This window comes from Arthrobacter sp. PvP023, assembly GCF_017832975.1.
Lineage (GTDB): Bacteria > Actinomycetota > Actinomycetes > Actinomycetales > Micrococcaceae > Arthrobacter.
In genome coordinates this window covers 549668-568081 of record NZ_JAFIBI010000001.1, presented here as the reverse complement: position 1 = coordinate 568081, position 18414 = coordinate 549668, and the positions used below count along the sequence as shown (strand labels likewise).

9 protein-coding genes and 4 rRNA genes are annotated in these 18414 nt (G+C 61.1%); 3 read left to right on the top strand and 10 right to left on the bottom strand.

Annotation, left to right across the window (positions count from 1 at the left end; all coding sequences use genetic code 11):
* Positions 1-473: 473 nt before the first annotated feature.
* From JOE31_RS02675 to rpmB, 10 genes are all read right to left on the bottom strand, one after another.
* A 16S ribosomal RNA gene (locus JOE31_RS02675) occupies positions 474-1997 on the bottom strand.
* Positions 1998-2532: 535 nt separating this feature from the next.
* Entirely contained in the window at positions 2533-5595 is a 3063-nt protein-coding gene (locus JOE31_RS02670) for a glycoside hydrolase family 2 TIM barrel-domain containing protein (RefSeq protein ID WP_209742010.1), read from the bottom strand.
* Between the two features lie 146 nt (positions 5596-5741).
* The gene (locus JOE31_RS02665) at positions 5742-6500 is read right to left on the bottom strand and encodes an SDR family oxidoreductase (RefSeq protein ID WP_209742009.1); all 759 of its coding nucleotides are present in this window, start codon (positions 6498-6500) and stop codon (positions 5742-5744) included.
* 185 nt (positions 6501-6685) lie between these two features.
* Entirely contained in the window at positions 6686-7711 is a 1026-nt protein-coding gene (locus tag JOE31_RS02660) for a LacI family DNA-binding transcriptional regulator (RefSeq protein ID WP_209742008.1), read from the bottom strand.
* Positions 7712-8162: 451 nt separating this feature from the next.
* Positions 8163-8279 (bottom strand): 5S ribosomal RNA (gene rrf, locus JOE31_RS02655).
* Positions 8280-8506: 227 nt separating this feature from the next.
* Positions 8507-11644: ribosomal RNA gene (locus JOE31_RS02650) — 23S ribosomal RNA — on the bottom strand.
* A 496-nt stretch (positions 11645-12140) separates the two neighbouring features.
* Positions 12141-13664, bottom strand: a 16S ribosomal RNA gene (locus tag JOE31_RS02645).
* The 16S, 23S and 5S rRNA genes sit together here, the layout of an rRNA operon.
* 675 nt (positions 13665-14339) lie before the next feature.
* The gene (gene rpsN, locus JOE31_RS02640; RefSeq protein WP_011693742.1) at positions 14340-14645 is read right to left on the bottom strand and encodes a 30S ribosomal protein S14; all 306 of its coding nucleotides are present in this window, start codon (positions 14643-14645) and stop codon (positions 14340-14342) included.
* 5 nt (positions 14646-14650) lie between these two features.
* A complete protein-coding gene (gene rpmG / locus JOE31_RS02635; protein WP_011693743.1) occupies positions 14651-14818 on the bottom strand; it encodes a 50S ribosomal protein L33 in 168 nt (55 codons plus the stop codon).
* Complete coding sequence (rpmB, locus tag JOE31_RS02630) at positions 14818-15054, bottom strand: 50S ribosomal protein L28 (protein WP_011693744.1); 237 nt, start codon at positions 15052-15054, stop codon at positions 14818-14820. The genes rpmG and rpmB overlap by 1 nt, the downstream gene beginning before the upstream one ends.
* A gap of 480 nt (positions 15055-15534) precedes the next feature.
* On the opposite strand from rpmB, the gene JOE31_RS02625 reads away from it, so the two are divergent.
* From JOE31_RS02625 to JOE31_RS02615, 3 genes are all read left to right on the top strand, one after another.
* On the top strand, positions 15535-16980 hold the full coding sequence (locus JOE31_RS02625) for a ferric reductase-like transmembrane domain-containing protein (RefSeq protein ID WP_209742007.1): 1446 nt from the start codon (positions 15535-15537) through the stop codon (positions 16978-16980).
* Entirely contained in the window at positions 16977-17534 is a 558-nt protein-coding gene (locus tag JOE31_RS02620) for an FMN-binding protein (RefSeq protein WP_209742006.1), read from the top strand. The genes JOE31_RS02625 and JOE31_RS02620 overlap by 4 nt, the downstream gene beginning before the upstream one ends.
* Positions 17535-17637: 103 nt before the next feature.
* Positions 17638-18414: an FAD:protein FMN transferase gene (locus tag JOE31_RS02615; RefSeq protein WP_209742005.1), complete on the top strand. Its 777-nt coding sequence runs from the start codon at positions 17638-17640 to the stop codon at positions 18412-18414.

Genomic DNA, 18414 nt, shown 5'->3' with positions numbered 1-18414 from the left:
TTCGAGAGAACCACAGAAACCAATCCCCCACCCCGAAAGGCGAAGAACCAGATCCAGGTTCATATTCTTGGAAATTGCTTCTTATAAAAGATGCTCGCGTCCACTATGTAGTTCTCAAACAACAACCCCGTACCACACACCCCACACACGCACCCCCGCAAAGGGACAACAACCGTGTGATCGGTGCAGCCAGGAAACCAGAAACAAACAAAACCCGGGAAGAAACCCTCCCGGTCCTGTTGCCTCAGGACCCAACAGTGTGCCAAACACTAAACCGCCTGCGCCCCGCCCCCGCCGTTCCAGGACACTCAAGAGCATCCGTACTGGGCAAGGACAAAACCATGCGGCCGCTATTTGCTGATATTCCACCCGTGAGCACCCGCCGCAGAACTATCGTCTGCGCAACGGGCGTACTCCTGACAACACCACCACACCCGCATACACGGGGCAGGGTTGCTGTAGGTGCTCCTTAGAAAGGAGGTGATCCAGCCGCACCTTCCGGTACGGCTACCTTGTTACGACTTAGTCCCAATCGCCAGTCCCACCTTCGACAGCTCCCTCCCACAAGGGGTTAGGCCACCGGCTTCGGGTGTTACCAACTTTCGTGACTTGACGGGCGGTGTGTACAAGGCCCGGGAACGTATTCACCGCAGCGTTGCTGATCTGCGATTACTAGCGACTCCGACTTCATGGGGTCGAGTTGCAGACCCCAATCCGAACTGAGACCGGCTTTTTGGGATTAGCTCCACCTCACAGTATCGCAACCCTTTGTACCGGCCATTGTAGCATGCGTGAAGCCCAAGACATAAGGGGCATGATGATTTGACGTCGTCCCCACCTTCCTCCGAGTTGACCCCGGCAGTCTCCCATGAGTCCCCGCCATTACGCGCTGGCAACATGGAACGAGGGTTGCGCTCGTTGCGGGACTTAACCCAACATCTCACGACACGAGCTGACGACAACCATGCACCACCTGTGAACCGGCCCCAAAGGGGAAGGACTGTTTCCAGCCCGGTCCGGCCCATGTCAAGCCTTGGTAAGGTTCTTCGCGTTGCATCGAATTAATCCGCATGCTCCGCCGCTTGTGCGGGCCCCCGTCAATTCCTTTGAGTTTTAGCCTTGCGGCCGTACTCCCCAGGCGGGGCACTTAATGCGTTAGCTACGGCGCGGAAAACGTGGAATGTCCCCCACACCTAGTGCCCAACGTTTACGGCATGGACTACCAGGGTATCTAATCCTGTTCGCTCCCCATGCTTTCGCTCCTCAGCGTCAGTTAATGCCCAGAGACCTGCCTTCGCCATCGGTGTTCCTCCTGATATCTGCGCATTTCACCGCTACACCAGGAATTCCAGTCTCCCCTACATCACTCTAGTCTGCCCGTACCCACCGCAGATCCGGAGTTGAGCCCCGGACTTTCACGGCAGACGCGACAAACCGCCTACGAGCTCTTTACGCCCAATAATTCCGGATAACGCTTGCGCCCTACGTATTACCGCGGCTGCTGGCACGTAGTTAGCCGGCGCTTCTTCTGCAGGTACCGTCACTTTCGCTTCTTCCCTACTGAAAGAGGTTTACAACCCGAAGGCCGTCATCCCTCACGCGGCGTCGCTGCATCAGGCTTTCGCCCATTGTGCAATATTCCCCACTGCTGCCTCCCGTAGGAGTCTGGGCCGTGTCTCAGTCCCAGTGTGGCCGGTCACCCTCTCAGGCCGGCTACCCGTCGTCGCCTTGGTGAGCCATTACCTCACCAACAAGCTGATAGGCCGCGAGTCCATCCAAAACCACAAAAAGCTTTCCACCCCCCACCATGCGATGAGGAGTCATATCCGGTATTAGACCCAGTTTCCCAGGCTTATCCCAGAGTTAAGGGCAGGTTACTCACGTGTTACTCACCCGTTCGCCACTAATCCCCCCACAAGTGAGGTTCATCGTTCGACTTGCATGTGTTAAGCACGCCGCCAGCGTTCATCCTGAGCCAGGATCAAACTCTCCGTTGAAGTAAAACAAAAACAGACACAACCAGGAACCACGGGAAAACGCGGAACCAGACTGCACAAAATTTGAAACCAGCTGTAAAAACCAGACCACACCACGGGGTGGCGGATCCAGTCAATTCAACCAATCCATAAAATAAATTGGTATCAACAAACTTGGCACACTATTGAGTTCTCAAACAACAGACACACCCGGCACCACCACAACATCCCAGCCGTGGATCGCTCCGGAGCAACTTCCCAAACTTACCCGATCCCGCCACACTATGCAAACCGGCGTTCCGCCAGCCACAAGCACCACAGGAAGGGTCCCCACCCGGTTACCGCACGCCATAACAGCGCCGTTTTCCAGGCCATTCAGAAGGGGGTCGGTCGCAATCTCTCCGCATCAGCGGCGGCGACTCAAATTACTTTACACGCCCACCGCACCCCACACAAATCCACCCCCAAACACGCAGACAAGACCGAAAATCCCCGGAATCCCGCGAATTTCCGGCCTCTTCCGCCGCTTATTGGCGCTCCCCGGCGCCTGACAACTTTATGTGGACTGAGTCACACCAAAGATGAAGGAGAACTCGGCCTCCCGCGGCGCGAGCCGATAGCCTTCCAGCACCCCCGGACCGCAGGCCGCAGTGCCGACTCCGTGTACCGCGTGATCGAGGTACACGTAGCTGCGGCCATCCGGAACAAGATCGGGCCGATGGGTGGCAGCTTCCAGTGCCGCCAGGCTGTAGGGGCGCACGGTGAGTGCGAACGGTTCACCGCCGATGGTGAGCCGGCTGGCGTCGAGCTCCAACGCTGCCGAGTACACGCCGGAACGGGCACCCGATTCCTGGGGCCGGACGTACTCCACGTCCAGGTCCTTCAAGGGCAGGCCGTACCAGCCAAGCTTGGTGCCTTGACCTGTGTCCGGGTAGCTGTGGTGCGGTCCCTGGCCGAACCACTCCACGGACGTGGTCGCCGAACCCATCACGAGTTCCACTCCTAGGCGCGCCCACGGCACTGGCCAGCCTGCGTTGACCCACGCGCCGTCCGGCGTGACCGTTGTCCGCACGCTGACGCTGGAGCCGTCACTGGTCCAGGCGTATTCGGCCAGCACACCGAACTGCTTGCCGGCGGCGGCAACCCGCGTCCGCACCACCAGTTCATCCCCGCCGCCTGCCGCGGGCCGGGAGGAAATGCCGACAAGCCGGCCGTGCATCCGGTTGAGTCCCGCGTCCAGCCACTGTGTGGCGACGGGGCGGGGATCCGGGCTTCCCCACTCCGCACCGAGATCGTTGTCTGTGGGTGCACGCCACAGCAGGAGCCGGAGCCCCTCGATGGCGGTGTCGCCCAGCCGGACAAGCGAACCCGTCGCGCGATCGAAGACGGCCGGCCCCAGGCGAAGAAGATCACCGTCCACCTGTACAGCGGAAGTGGCCGCCGGCATCGGGACCACGTGCACATTGGCAGACTCCTGGCCCCACGCAACTTCGTGGCCTGCCTCCGCCCATGCGGCGTCTTCCGTGAGGACTGCCCTGACCGTCAGCACAGCAGGAGCCAGCCCCGCGCGTTCCAGCAGCCCGGCCGGCAACCGGACGTCGGCCGATCCCTGCGGCGCCACAGGCGCGACGTCAACCGAACCGCCGTCGACCGTCACGCCGTCGGCCTCCACCGAGTAGCGGAACTCCAGCCCCGATGTGTCAGCGAAATCGAATCGGTTGGTGAGCGAGAAACCGGACCAGTCCGCTGCCACGTCAATGGTTAGCGGTTCGATGACCTTCTTGAAATCCAGCAGGCCCGGGCGCGGCACGCGGTTGGCGTCCACCAGGCCGTCAGTGACGAAGTTTCCGTCGTGGACCTCCTCACCGAAGTCACCGCCGTAGACGAAGTATTCCTGCCCGTCAGGAGCCGTTCGGGTAATGCCGTGCTCCAGCCACTCCCACACAAAGCCGCCCATCAGCCGCGGGTGGCGGTGGAATAATTCCTGGTATTCGGACATGCCCCCCGGGCCGTTGCCCATGGCGTGGACATACTCGCACAGGACGAACGGCATGGCACGCCGCCGGGCGTCAAGGTCCGCATCATCCAGCGGAGGTTCCACGCCACGGCCGATCAGCTCCGTTTCCGCCTGGCTTGCGTACATCCGGGAGTACACGTCCACGTAGGCGGAGCTCCAGTCACCCTCGTAGTGGATGGGCCTGGAGGGGTCGCGGAGTTTGGTCCAGCGGGACATCGCCGCAAGGTTTTCGCCCGTGCCGGCCTCGTTGCCCAGGGACCACATGACCACCGACGCGTGATTTTTGTCGCGCTCCACAGTCCGGGACATCCGGTCCACGAGGGCCTGCTGCCACTGCGGGTCGGCACTGGGATTCTGCTGCCAGCCGCCCTGTTCGAAACCGTGCGTCTCAAGGTCGCATTCAAGGACCACGTAGAAGCCAAGCTGGTCCGCCAGTGCCAGGAAGTCCGGGTGCGGCGGATAGTGCGAGGTCCGGATGGCGTTGATGTTGTGCTGCTTCATCAGCCGCAGCTCACTCTCCATGACCTCCCTGGGCACCACGCGGCCGAGCTTGGGATGGTGTTCGTGGCGGTTGACGCCTCGGAGCAGGATCCGCTGGCCGTTCACCTTGAACTGGGCATCCTCGATCGTGATGGTGCGGAAGCCGAATTGCACCGAGGCTATCTCCCCCGGGGTGCTGATCGTGGCGTCGTACAGCCGCGGCAACTCTGCCGACCACGGTTCGATGCCCGGGAGCCGATACTCGTCCCCGGCGGGCACTTCCAGCCCCAGCTCAGGGATGCGTACGACGGCGACAGCCGGCTGCCCTGCCCGGCTCGCCTCTACGCGGAGGATGCCTTCGCCGCTGCGATGGTCATAGTCCGCGTGGACGAAGACGTCGTCGAGTCCCTCCGACGGCCGCGCCTGCAGCGTCACATCCCGGAAGATGCCGGGCAGCCACCACATGTCCTGGTCTTCCACATAGCTGGCTGCCGAGAACTGCGCCACCTGGACTGCAAGCACGTTCCGTCCCGGTACCAGCACACCCGTGGCATCGAATTCGTGGGCGAGCCGGCTGCCGCGCGTGGTGCCAAGCAAGGTGCCGTTCAGCCACACAGTTCCCGCCGACTCTATGCCGTCGAAGCGGACCACGGCTGACGGGAAGTACTCCGGGCCGGCCTCAAACTCGACGAAGAGATCACCGACGGGATTGGCGTCCGGAACATGCGGCGGTTCCACGGCAAAGGGGAACTGAACGTTCGTATACCAGGGTGTTCCGTAGCCGTGCATGGGCCAGCTGGACGGTACCGGAAGGTCGCCGAAATCCGGACGATCCCCGCCCGACTGCCAGCCGTCCTGTGGCGCCTGCCTGATTCCGGCGTGAAGCCTAAACTTCCACACACCGTTCAGCGGCAAGCGCGGGGCATCGCTGACAAGGTAGGCACGTGCCGGCATCGTGCCCAGCGGCGGGGCTACGGAAGCGAGTGCGGCCACCTGCTCGGCGGCGACGTCGAGGACCCGCTCCGGGCCGTGTACCGCCTGCCTGACCGCTGTCCCGGAGCCGGGTCCAGCGCCGCTGCCTGCTGCGGAGGAGAGGCAGGATGTTGTGGGCTCAACGGGCATGATGGTCCTCGGGTCTGGGTTGGCTGCGGAAATCGCACAGGGTGTACGACTACGACCGGCTGGCATTCGTGAACGTTCACGGTCTTATCGATCGTACGCGAATGCAGCGTGGTTGAAAAGGGTCCACAGGCCCCGGGCCGGCGTGGTCAGCCCGGGGAGCCTCCGGCGTCCTCGGGCGCCACGGTCCCGGCGGTTTCACCGCCGTCGATCACAAACTCCGAACCTGTCACAAAGGAGGACTCCTCGGAAGCCAGGTACACAACCAGGTCGGCCACCTCCCGCGGTTGGCCGATCCGATGCAACGGAACGTGGACGGTGTCGAACGTCATGCCCGCTGTCATGGGGGTTTCAATGACACCCGGATGCACTGAGTTCACCCGCGTTCCGGTTCCTCCCAGGTCGAGGGCCGCGCTCTTTGTCAGCCCGCGGACACCCCATTTGGACGCTGTATAGCCCGCGAGGCTTTCGTATCCGCGGACGCCCGCAATTGACGAGATGTTGATGATGGACGCGGCACCGTTCAACGCGAGGGACGGGGCCGCAGCCTTGATGCCGTTGAACACGCCGGTGAGGTTGACGTCGATGATCCTGCTCCATTCCTCAAGGGGATACTCATCGATCCGGCCAAAATTCACAATGCCGGCGTTGTTGACCAGCACGCTGAGACTGCCAAATTCGGCGACGGCGGCGTGTACCGCCTGCTGCCAGTCGGCTGGGCTCGTCACATCGAGGTGTACGAAACGCGCATCGTCTCCCAGCTCCGCTGCCAGGGCGGCGCCTTCCTGGTCCAGGACATCACCGACGACCACCTTTGCGCCTTCTTCAACCATCCGGCGGGCTATCGCAGCACCGATCCCGCGCGATCCGCCGCTGATGAGGCCTACTTTGCTTTCCAGCCGTCCCATCCCTGCTCCTGTCCAAGAGTTGGCCTCGAGCCGCCGGGGTGCGACTCGCGCGGCAGGGCTGCGGCAGCCCGGGCAGCTGTGCCTAAGTCCCGTTCCAGCTTGACGGTTGCGACGGGCAGCCGGAAGGGCACTTTGGCACATAGTGGCGGGCGCATTCCCGCCACTGCGGCGGCAGTAGTGTGCCGTCAGGTGGTTTCCCGGACGACCAGCCGATGTTTCAAGGTCTTCCGGGATGATTGTGATCCTGGGTTGACTGCCCCCGAGAGCAACCCATCAAGAAGTTCGACGGCGGTCCTTCCGACCTCGCGGAGGTCCAGCGCCATTGTGCTGAGCTGAGGACTTAGAAGCTCGCCGAGCGGGATACCGTCCATGCCGATAACCGCACAGTCCGCGGGCACCCTGCGCCCTGAAGCGGAAAGTGCCTTCAAGACCCCGGCGGCCATCAGATCATTGAATGCCAGAAATCCGTCGGTCTCCGGATGGTCCTGAAGAAATTCAGCTGCTGCCTTCCTGGCGGCCTCTGCTGTCTCTTCGGCAACGATGAGTGACCATGACGCACCAAGTTCGTCCAGGCGACCAGCCACAGCTTTCCCGCGGACAGTGCACGGGGCAGGTTCGCCACTTTCAGAGGCTGACCGCGCCTCAAGGTAGGCGATGTGCTGACGCTTGGAATCCGTCAGTTGATCCACAGCCACCCTCGCCGCATGCTGGTAGTCGAAGTTGATGCTACCGGCCGCGCCTCCGGGCGTTTCGTCCAGGACAATCAGCGGACGACGGCCCAGAACGGACTGCGCCTGGTTGGCGTAACCGCCAAGGTAGCCGATCACCGCGTCCACTTGTGGCGCCAGATGCTCGACGGCGTCCAGACCGCTGCGACCGCCGTGACCGTAGTCGTCCACCACCACGTGCCATCCTCGGAGCGTGGCCAATTCCACGACGCTTGAGGCAAACGCCGGGAAATAGGGGTTGGTGAGATCAGGGATTGCCAGGCCGACTGAGGTCCTTGCTCCCTGGACGAGTCCCTTAGCAAAACGGCTTGGGGTGTAACCGAGCTCCTGCGCCAACTTCTGCACCCGCTGGCGGGTGGCTTCCTTGATCCCGGGCATGTCATTCATCGCCCGGGTAACTGTCTGGCGCGAAACCCCGGCAGCCGCGGCCACGTCAAGGATTGTGGCCGGCTTGGCCGGGTATCCGGACGGTGTGTGGCTCATGAACTGTAAGTCTAGGGCGGCAGTGCGAGAGCGGCCCACAAAGCACGGCGACGCTCTCTCAGTTCTGGCCGGTTATTTCCGGACGCTCTCTCAGTTCTGGCCGGTTGTTTCCGGATGCTCTCTCGGTTGTGGCGGGTTGTTTCCGGATGCTCTCGCGGTGGTGGCGGGGGTTCGAGGGCGGTGCCTGGTTCGGGTGCCCGGGCGGGCGGCCGCCGGATGTGGGAGAGGGGCCGGCAGAAGGGGTGCCGGATCTGAGAGAGGGTGTGTCGGGAGGGGTGCCGGATCTGAGAGAGGGTCCGGTAGGAGGGGTGCCGGATGTGAGAGAGGGTCCGGTAGGAGGGGTGCCGGATCTGAGAGAGGGTGTGGGTGTGGGTGTGGGGTGTGGGTTTTGGTGGTTAACGTGGGAGAGCCCCAACCAGTTGCCTGGTTGGGGCTCTCGACCTGAATGATGTTCCGGCGGTGACCTACTCTCCCACACCCTCCCGGGTGCAGTACCATCGGCGCTGTGGGTCTTAGCTTCCGGGTTCGGAATGGGACCGGGCGTTTCCCCCACGCTATGACCGCCGTAACCCTTCTACCCGTCACACGCCCCGGGGGGTGTGTGTGGGAAATCTGTGGTTACAACATGCTCCTGCCGGTCAGGGCAGGTGTGGTGTTGTTATTTTGTTGTGGTTTTGTTCCTGCAACGCAACGGGTTTGTTGGTTGGGAACCACATAGTGGACGCAAGCAGTCTTGTTTTCTTTTACCCCTTTCATGGTGTGAACGTCTTTTGAATCCGTTCACGAAAGGGGTGTGTGGTGTAAGTTATCGGCCTATTAGTACCGGTCAGCTTCACGAGTCGTTAGTCCTCGCTTCCACATCCGGCCTATCAACCCAGTGGTCTGGCTGGGGGCCTCTCACACACAAGGTGTATGGAAATCTCATCTCGAAGCGAGCTTCCCGCTTAGATGCTTTCAGCGGTTATCCCATCCGAACGTAGCTAATCAGCGGTGCACTTGGCAGTACAACTGACACACCAGAGGTTCGTCCGTCCCGGTCCTCTCGTACTAAGGACAGCCCTTCTCAAATTTCCTGCGCGCGCAGCGGATAGGGACCGAACTGTCTCACGACGTTCTAAACCCAGCTCGCGTACCGCTTTAATGGGCGAACAGCCCAACCCTTGGGACCTACTCCAGCCCCAGGATGCGACGAGCCGACATCGAGGTGCCAAACCATGCCGTCGATATGGACTCTTGGGCAAGATCAGCCTGTTATCCCCGAGGTACCTTTTATCCGTTGAGCGACGGCCATTCCACAATGTACCGCCGGATCACTAGTCCCGACTTTCGTCCCTGCTCGAGATGTCTCTCTCACAGTCAAGCTCCCTTGTGCACTTACACTCGACACCTGATTGCCAACCAGGCTGAGGGAACCTTTGGGCGCCTCCGTTACTTTTTAGGAGGCAACCGCCCCAGTTAAACTACCCATCAGGCACTGTCCCTGACCCGGATTACGGGCCGAAGTTAGATGTCCAAAGTGACCAGAGTGGTATTTCAACGATGACTCCACCCGAACTGGCGTCCGGGCTTCAACGTCTCCCACCTATCCTACACAAGCCACTCCGAACACCAATACCAAACTATAGTAAAGGTCTCGGGGTCTTTCCGTCCTGCTGCGCGTAACGAGCATCTTTACTCGTACTGCAATTTCGCCGAGTTTATGGTTGAGACAGCGGGGAAGTCGTTACTCCATTCGTGCAGGTCGGAACTTACCCGACAAGGAATTTCGCTACCTTAGGATGGTTATAGTTACCACCGCCGTTTACTGGGGCTTAAATTCTCAGCTTCGCCTTGCGGCTAACCGGTCCTCTTAACCTTCCAGCACCGGGCAGGAGTCAGTCCGTATACATCGTCTTGCGACTTCGCACGGACCTGTGTTTTTAGTAAACAGTCGCTTCCCCCTGGTCTCTGCGGCCCCGATCCCCTCCGGACAGCGTGTGTCCATCAAGGTTGGGGCCCCCCTTCTCCCGAAGTTACGGGGGCATTTTGCCGAGTTCCTTAACCATAATTCTCTCGATCGCCTTAGTATTCTCTACCTGATCACCTGTGTCGGTTTGGGGTACGGGCGGCTAAAACCTCGCGTCGATGCTTTTCTAGGCAGCATAGGATCACCGAATCCCCCCCTAAAGGGGTCCCGTCAGGTCTCAGGCATCATGAACGGCGGATTTGCCTACCGTTCGCCCTACATCCTTGGACCGGGACAACCATCGCCCGGCTCGGCTACCTTCCTGCGTCACACCTGTTAATACGCTTACCTCCCAGGATCAGGTCCCGCGCTCCACCAAAACCCTCACACCACAAGGGTGATCGGGCAGGTCTCGGGCGGTTAGTATCCCCTGTTCAGCATGGGCGGTTTTTCGCCGGTACGGGAATATCAACCCGTTGTCCATCGACTACGCCTGTCGGCCTCGCCTTAGGTCCCGACTTACCCAGGGCAGATTAGCTTGACCCTGGAACCCTTGATCATTCGGCGGACGGGTTTCTCACCCGTCTTTCGCTACTCATGCCTGCATTCTCACTCGTGTAGGCTCCACCGCTGGTTTACACCGCGACTTCACTGCCCACACGACGCTCCCCTACCCATCCACACTCCTGAACCAACCCCACAAAGGAGGCGGCTTGGATAAAATGTGAATGCCACAACTTCGGCGGTGTACTTGAGCCCCGCTACATTGTCGGCGCGGAATCACTTGACCAGTGAGCTATTACGCACTCTTTTAAGGATGGCTGCTTCTAAGCCAACCTCCTGGTTGTCTTCGCAACTCCACATCCTTTCCCACTTAGCACACGCTTAGGGGCCTTAGTTGGTGGTCTGGGCTGTTTCCCTCTCGACTATGAAGCTTATCCCCCACAGTCTCACTGCTGCGCTCTCACTTACCGGCATTCGGAGTTTGGCTGACGTCAGTAACCTTGTAGGGCCCATTAGCCATCCAGTAGCTCTACCTCCGGTAAGAAACACGCAACGCTGCACCTAAATGCATTTCGGGGAGAACCAGCTATCACGAAGTTTGATTGGCCTTTCACCCCTACCCACAGCTCATCCCCTCCATTTTCAACTGAAGTGGGTTCGGTCCTCCACGACGTCTTACCGTCGCTTCAACCTGGCCATGGGTAGATCACTTCGCTTCGGGTCTAGATCACGCCACTGCAACGCCCTATTCAGACTCGCTTTCGCTACGGCTGCCCCACACGGGTTAACCTCGCGACGTAACACTAACTCGCAGGCTCATTCTTCAAAAGGCACGCCGTCACCAGAATCAGACTGGCTCCGACGGATTGTAAGCACACGGTTTCAGGTACTGTTTCACTCCCCTCCCGGGGTACTTTTCACCTTTCCCTCACGGTACTGGTCCGCTATCGGTCATTAGGGAGTATTTAGGCTTATCAGGTGGTCCTGACAGATTCGCACGGGATTTCTCGGGCCCCGTGCTACTTGGGATACTTCCCAGGCGGTACACAACATTACGGTTACGGGGCTCACACCCTCTCTGGCCGGCCTTTCAAGACCGTTCACCTATGCCTGCACATCACACCTCGCTGTCCCGGCAGAGACAGCACGGAAAGTCCCGCAACCCCGACCATGCAACGCCCGCCGGCTATCACACATGGAACGGTTTAGCCTGATCCGCGTTCGCTCGCCACTACTAACGGAATCACTATTGTTTTCTCTTCCTGCGGGTACTGAGATGTTTCACTTCCCCGCGTTCCCTCCACGCACCCTATGTGTTCAGATGCGGGTCACCAGGCAACTCGCGTCCCTGGCGGGGTTTCCCCATTCGGACACCCTGGGATCACAGTCCGGTTATCGACTCCCCCAGGCTTATCGCAGATTCCTACGTCCTTCTTCGGCTCCTAATGCCAAGGCATCCACCGTGTGCTCTTAAAAACTTGACCACAAAAGATCAAAAACGCTAATTTTCGAGAGAACCACAGAAACCAATCCCCCACCCCGAAAGGCGAAGAACCAGATCCAGGTTCATATTCTTGGAAATTGCTTCTTATAAAAGATGCTCGCGTCCACTATGTAGTTCTCAAACAACAACCCCGTACCACACACCCCACACACGCACCCCCGCAAAGGGACAACAACCGTGTGATCGGTGCAGCCAGGAAACCAGAAACAAACAAAACCCGGGAAGAAACCCTCCCGGTCCTGTTGCCTCAGGACCCAACAGTGTGCCAAACACTAAACCGCCTGCGCCCCGCCCCCGCCGTTCCAGGACACTCAAGAGCATCCGTACTGGGCAAGGACAAAACCATGCGGCCGCTATTTGCTGATATTCCACCCGTGAGCACCCGCCGCAGAACTAGCGTCTGCGCAACGGGCGTACTCCTGACAACACCACCACACCCGCATACACGGGGTGAGGTTGCTGTAGGTGCTCCTTAGAAAGGAGGTGATCCAGCCGCACCTTCCGGTACGGCTACCTTGTTACGACTTAGTCCCAATCGCCAGTCCCACCTTCGACAGCTCCCTCCCACAAGGGGTTAGGCCACCGGCTTCGGGTGTTACCAACTTTCGTGACTTGACGGGCGGTGTGTACAAGGCCCGGGAACGTATTCACCGCAGCGTTGCTGATCTGCGATTACTAGCGACTCCGACTTCATGGGGTCGAGTTGCAGACCCCAATCCGAACTGAGACCGGCTTTTTGGGATTAGCTCCACCTCACAGTATCGCAACCCTTTGTACCGGCCATTGTAGCATGCGTGAAGCCCAAGACATAAGGGGCATGATGATTTGACGTCGTCCCCACCTTCCTCCGAGTTGACCCCGGCAGTCTCCCATGAGTCCCCGCCATTACGCGCTGGCAACATGGAACGAGGGTTGCGCTCGTTGCGGGACTTAACCCAACATCTCACGACACGAGCTGACGACAACCATGCACCACCTGTGAACCGGCCCCAAAGGGGAAGGACTGTTTCCAGCCCGGTCCGGCCCATGTCAAGCCTTGGTAAGGTTCTTCGCGTTGCATCGAATTAATCCGCATGCTCCGCCGCTTGTGCGGGCCCCCGTCAATTCCTTTGAGTTTTAGCCTTGCGGCCGTACTCCCCAGGCGGGGCACTTAATGCGTTAGCTACGGCGCGGAAAACGTGGAATGTCCCCCACACCTAGTGCCCAACGTTTACGGCATGGACTACCAGGGTATCTAATCCTGTTCGCTCCCCATGCTTTCGCTCCTCAGCGTCAGTTAATGCCCAGAGACCTGCCTTCGCCATCGGTGTTCCTCCTGATATCTGCGCATTTCACCGCTACACCAGGAATTCCAGTCTCCCCTACATCACTCTAGTCTGCCCGTACCCACCGCAGATCCGGAGTTGAGCCCCGGACTTTCACGGCAGACGCGACAAACCGCCTACGAGCTCTTTACGCCCAATAATTCCGGATAACGCTTGCGCCCTACGTATTACCGCGGCTGCTGGCACGTAGTTAGCCGGCGCTTCTTCTGCAGGTACCGTCACTTTCGCTTCTTCCCTACTGAAAGAGGTTTACAACCCGAAGGCCGTCATCCCTCACGCGGCGTCGCTGCATCAGGCTTTCGCCCATTGTGCAATATTCCCCACTGCTGCCTCCCGTAGGAGTCTGGGCCGTGTCTCAGTCCCAGTGTGGCCGGTCACCCTCTCAGGCCGGCTACCCGTCGTCGCCTTGGTGAGCCATTACCTCACCAACAAGCTGATAGGCCGCGAGTCCATCCAAAACCACAAAAAGCTTTCCACCCCCCACCATGCGATGAGGAGTCATATCCGGTATTAGACCCAGTTTCCCAGGCTTATCCCAGAGTTAAGGGCAGGTTACTCACGTGTTACTCACCCGTTCGCCACTAATCCCCCCACAAGTGAGGTTCATCGTTCGACTTGCATGTGTTAAGCACGCCGCCAGCGTTCATCCTGAGCCAGGATCAAACTCTCCGTTGAAGTAAAACAAAAACAGACACAACCAGGAACCACGGGAAAACGCGGAACCAGACTGCACAAAATTTGAAACCAGCTGTAAAAACCAGACCACACCACGGGGTGGCGGATCCAGTCAATTCAACCAATCCATAAAATAAATTGGTATCAACAAACTTGGCACACTATTGAGTTCTCAAACAACAGACACACCCGGCACCACCACAACATCCCAGCCGTGGATCGCTCCGGAGCAACTTCCCAAACTTACCTGAACTCAAGACTCAAAGCAAATCAGCGTTTCCGCGATCTGCCGGTCATCGAGACCATCCCCGCCTTCGAACCGCACGCCAAGTGGCGAACCGTTTTTCGGCTGTTTAGAAGGGGTTTTGGCCGCCTTCGGTAACCAGCTTCTCGCCGGCCCCCTCTCGGCGACTTAGAAAACAATACACCTACTTTGGTCCCACCGCAAACGCTCCCCTCACGGGGTGCCAAACCGCGCCAGTCCGGGCCCAAACGGGCCGCGGGGGTGCTTCCAGGGGCGCCGGCGTCGTCCCCGGATTCTGTGTGCTGCATCACCGCGTCTGGTCCAGGTCGAACGAGCGAGCAGTTAAGCGCAAGAAGGGCCGGCAACCGTGAGGTTGCCGGCCCTTCTTAGACCACTGGAATCAGCAGTGCTGGTTTAGCAGCAGTGTTGGATTACCAGGAAGACTTGGTGATGCCCGGGAGCTCACCGCGGTGAGCCATGTCGCGGAAGCGAACACGGGAGATACCGAACTTCTGGAAGGTACCGCGCGGGCGGCCATCGATGATGTCGCGGTTACGCAGACGTACCGGGGAGGCGTTGCGGGGCAGCTTCTGCAGGCCGAGGCGTGCAGCTTCGCGTGCTTCGTCGGTTGACGCGGGGTCAACCAGGGCCTTCTTCAGTTCGAGGCGCTTTGCAGCATAGCGCTCGACGATGACTTTACGCTGTTCGTTCTTAGCGATCATTGACTTCTTAGCCATAGTGCTTAGCGCTCCTCTCGGAATTCGACGTGCTTACGGATGCGGGGGTCGTACTTCTTCAGAACCATGCGGTCCGGGTCGTTACGACGGTTCTTGCGCGTGACATAGGTGTAACCCGTGCCAGCGGTCGACTTGAGCTTGATGATCGGACGTACGTCCTTGTCCTTAGCCACTAGAGCTTCACTCCTCGTGCCAGGATGGCGGCTACGACAACGTCGATGCCACGCACGTCGATGGTCTTGATGCCACGTGCAGAGACCTGCAGGGTGACATTACGGCGCAGGGACGGAACCCAGTAGCGCTTCTTCTGGATATTCGGGTCGAACCGGCGCTTGTTGCGGCGGTGCGAGTGCGAAATGCTGTGTCCAAAGCCCGGCTCGGCTCCGGTCACCTGGCAGTGTGCTGCCATGACGACTCTCCTCATGAAAATAAATGAAACGGTCCGCAGCGTTCCGCGTCCCGTGCGACAGGTGGCGTCCGCATCCAGCTTTCACACGTTCGGCGGTCCGCAGGCGTGGACAGTCGGCGAAAGCCGGCTGTTTCCGCACTACGGGCGAACATGATTGGCCACGAGTACCGGGCAGCGGAAACCACTGCGAAGTATCGGGATGCTGGGCGAATACAGGAGTGCACGCAACTTGAGCCCCTAACTACCGGCCTTGAGGACTGTCGATATTGAGGACAGATCCCGCCAACCGGAGCAATTGCACACGCTCCGCGCCACCTAGCGCCTACCAAGTCTACGAGCTTGACTAATTAAAGGCCAATCGGGTAGCCATCGATGCCCGCCCGCGGGTGTATAAGGCCGCCAGCCTCACCGTACTCGAGTCACATCGGCGCCGCAGTCTTTTCACAGCAGAATGAAAGGATCCCGCCGCAAAGTTGAAGCATGAACACACAACTCCTGCCGGCTTTGCCCGCCGGTTCCAACGGCTCCCGCAAGGGGCGGGGAACTTTCACGGCCGCGCACCGCCGTCGCCTGTTCCGCGCCGATCTGCTGACAACGGCTGCCTGGGCATCCGTTGCAGCCGCCGTGGCACTGTGGCTGGCCGACGGCGGCGCAACGGGATTCTCGACACTCGCCGGAGCTTTCACCGCCCTGGGCATTGTGGCCGGGCTGGCCGGCATGGACCTGGTCCTCCTGATGCTGCTGCTGGCGGCACGGATTCCCCTCATTGACCAGTCCGTTGGCCACGACCGCGCCCTGGAATTCCACCGGAAGCTCGGGAAGCCGTCGCTCTACCTTCTGCTGGCGCACGGGATCCTGATCGCCATCGGCTACGGGATGGCCGAAGGGCTGGATCCCGTCAGCGAAGCCGTGTCCCTCTGGGTGCTGGTGCCGGACATGTGGCTGGCCTATGTCTCCATGGCGCTGTTCATCGCCGTTGTGGTGACGTCCCTGGTGGCCGTCCGCAGGCGCTTTCCCTACGAGTTCTGGTACGCGGTGCACCTGCTGACCTATGCCGCCGTCGCAACGTCGCTGCCCCACCAGTTCAGCGTAGGCGGGCTGTTCGCCGAGGGCACCTGGCAGCGCTGGTACTGGCTAGCCGTATGCATCGCAACCGGCGCCGCGCTCCTGCACTACCGCGTTCTTGAGCCCGTCGTTGCCACGTTCCGGCATCAGCTCACCGTCAGCCGCGTGGTGCAGGTGGCACCCGGAGTGGTCAGCATTGAGATGCACGGGCTGCACCTTGACGAACTGGCCGGAACCGGAGGCAGGTTCTTCATCTGGAGGTTCCTGGCCCCGGGTCTGTGGTGGCACCCTCATCCGTTCAGCCTCTCCGCCGAGCCGTTGCAGTTCGATGCCTCAGGGCGCGGCTTGCTGCGGATCACCGTCCGCAATCTTGGACGCGGATCTGCCCAGCTCGCCGGCGTGAAACCGGGGACGAAGGTCGCCGTGGAGGGACCGTACGGAATCTTCAGCACCGCGGCCCGCAGCCGCGACAGGGTGGTGATGATCGGCGCCGGGATCGGGATCACGCCCCTTCGGGCCCTCTTGGAATCGACGCCTTTCGCGCCAGGGCAGGCGACCGTGATCCTTCGGGGCCGCAGCGAGCAGGAACTGTACCTCGGCGACGAGATCCTGGAACTTGCCCGGAACCGGGGAGCCACCCTGTTCCATCTGACCGGCGCCCGCTCGGTCCGTCACACGGGAAGCTGGCTCCCGGACAGCGCCACACGGGCCGGCCATCGGCTGGCCGACTATGCCCCCGACGTCGCAAACGCGGACGTCTATGTCTGCGGGCCGGCGGCGTGGGCCCGAAACGTAATTGCCGACGCCCGCGCCGCGGGCGTCAAGGAAGACCAACTCCACTACGAAAGGTTTGACTGGTGAGAATACGCGCAGCAGTATCAGCAGCACTTGCCTCCGCGGGCATCCTTCTTGCGGGGTGGCAATCAGGCATCCACGTGGCGGAGGCACCGAGCGCCGCGGCCAGCACGTCGGCAGGAACCAACGGCACTGCCGGCACTGCCGGCGCAACGGGTTCCTCCGGCTCAAGCTCGGGCTCCTCAAGCTCCTCCGGCTCCACCGGAACCGGCTCCTCCGCCGGTACCACCGGGACAGGTTCGGGCACTGCCGCGGAGCCCACAACCGGGGCCGCCGCAAAGGCCGGGGGAACCTACGCCGGCAGTGTGGTGCAGACGCGCTTCGGCGCCGTCCAGGTCCAGATCACGGTCAAGTCAGGTGCCATCACGGACGTCGTGGCGCTGCAGCTGACAGACGACGACCGCAAGTCCATCCAGATCAGCAACCGCGCCGCACCCCTCCTCAAAGCCGAAGTCCTCGCTGCGCAGTCAGCGGACGTGCAGACCATTGGAGGCGCCACTGTGACCAGCGACGCCTACCTGAGCTCACTCCAGGCGGCCATCGATGCAGCGAACCTCTGATCACCAGACCGGGGCTGGACTCCGGCGGCCCTTACCGGAGCCGGCCGCCGGCAGGGAACAGCCGCTGGGGCGGCCCGCATTGCGGGCCAGGACCTTCAGCTGCATGGGAACGGTGGTGAGCCTCACTGTGCCCGCAGCCTCGGGCGCGGACGAGCTGGTAGCGGCCACCGCCGTCGTCGAACGGGTTTTCGCGGGTCTGGACGAGACGTTCAGCCTCTACCGCCCGGACTCGGAGGCCAGCCGGCTGGCGCGCGCCGAGATCACACTCCCGGACGCGTCCGAGGAGATGCGCCGCCTCTACGCCGACGCCGTCGGCTGGCGGCTGCTGACCGAAGGGGCCTTCACCCCTGAACGGCCCGACGGCGTCCTCGACCTGTCCGGGATCGTCAAGGGATATGCCATCCAGGAGGCGGGCACATCCCTGCTGGCGCTAGGCCTTCGAGACTGGTGCCTGAACGCCGGCGGCGACGTGCTGGTCAGCGGATCCCCCGCCCCGGGGGCCACGGAATCCGGGAACCGCGAGCCGTGGAGGGCCGGGATTGTTGATCCGGAGGACCGCCGCACCCTTATTGCCGGCCACCCGTTGGGCGGCTTTGCCGGGGCGAAACTGGCGTTGGCAACTTCCGGTTCCGCGGAGCGGGGAGACCACATCTGGGCTGCCGGCGGAGCAGGCCGTGGCGCCCGTCCAGCCCCGGCTGCCCCGGTGTTCCGCCAGGTTTCCGTTGCGGCAGCGGACATCGTCACTGCTGACGTGCTGGCGACGGCGATCGTGGCCGGCGGCCTGCCGATGCTGGACCGCGCAACGGACGGGTGGGACATCGAAGTACTGGCGGTGCGGGCCGGCGGCGAACTGCTCGCGACGCCCGGCTTCCGGCGGTAG

Excerpts from the sequence above, each read along its gene's own strand:
- JOE31_RS02670 (WP_209742010.1), bottom strand. The coding sequence starts at position 5,595 with ATGCCCGTTGAGCCCACAACATCCTGCCTCTCCTCCGCAGCAGGCAGC.
- JOE31_RS02625 (WP_209742007.1), top strand. The coding sequence starts at position 15,535 with ATGAACACACAACTCCTGCCGGCTTTGCCCGCCGGTTCCAACGGCTCC.
- JOE31_RS02665 (WP_209742009.1), bottom strand. The coding sequence starts at position 6,500 with ATGGGACGGCTGGAAAGCAAAGTAGGCCTCATCAGCGGCGGATCGCGC.
- JOE31_RS02660 (WP_209742008.1), bottom strand. The coding sequence starts at position 7,711 with ATGAGCCACACACCGTCCGGATACCCGGCCAAGCCGGCCACAATCCTT.
- rpmB (WP_011693744.1), bottom strand. The coding sequence starts at position 15,054 with ATGGCAGCACACTGCCAGGTGACCGGAGCCGAGCCGGGCTTTGGACAC.
- JOE31_RS02615 (WP_209742005.1), top strand. The coding sequence starts at position 17,638 with ATGGGAACGGTGGTGAGCCTCACTGTGCCCGCAGCCTCGGGCGCGGAC.
- rpsN (WP_011693742.1), bottom strand. The coding sequence starts at position 14,645 with ATGGCTAAGAAGTCAATGATCGCTAAGAACGAACAGCGTAAAGTCATC.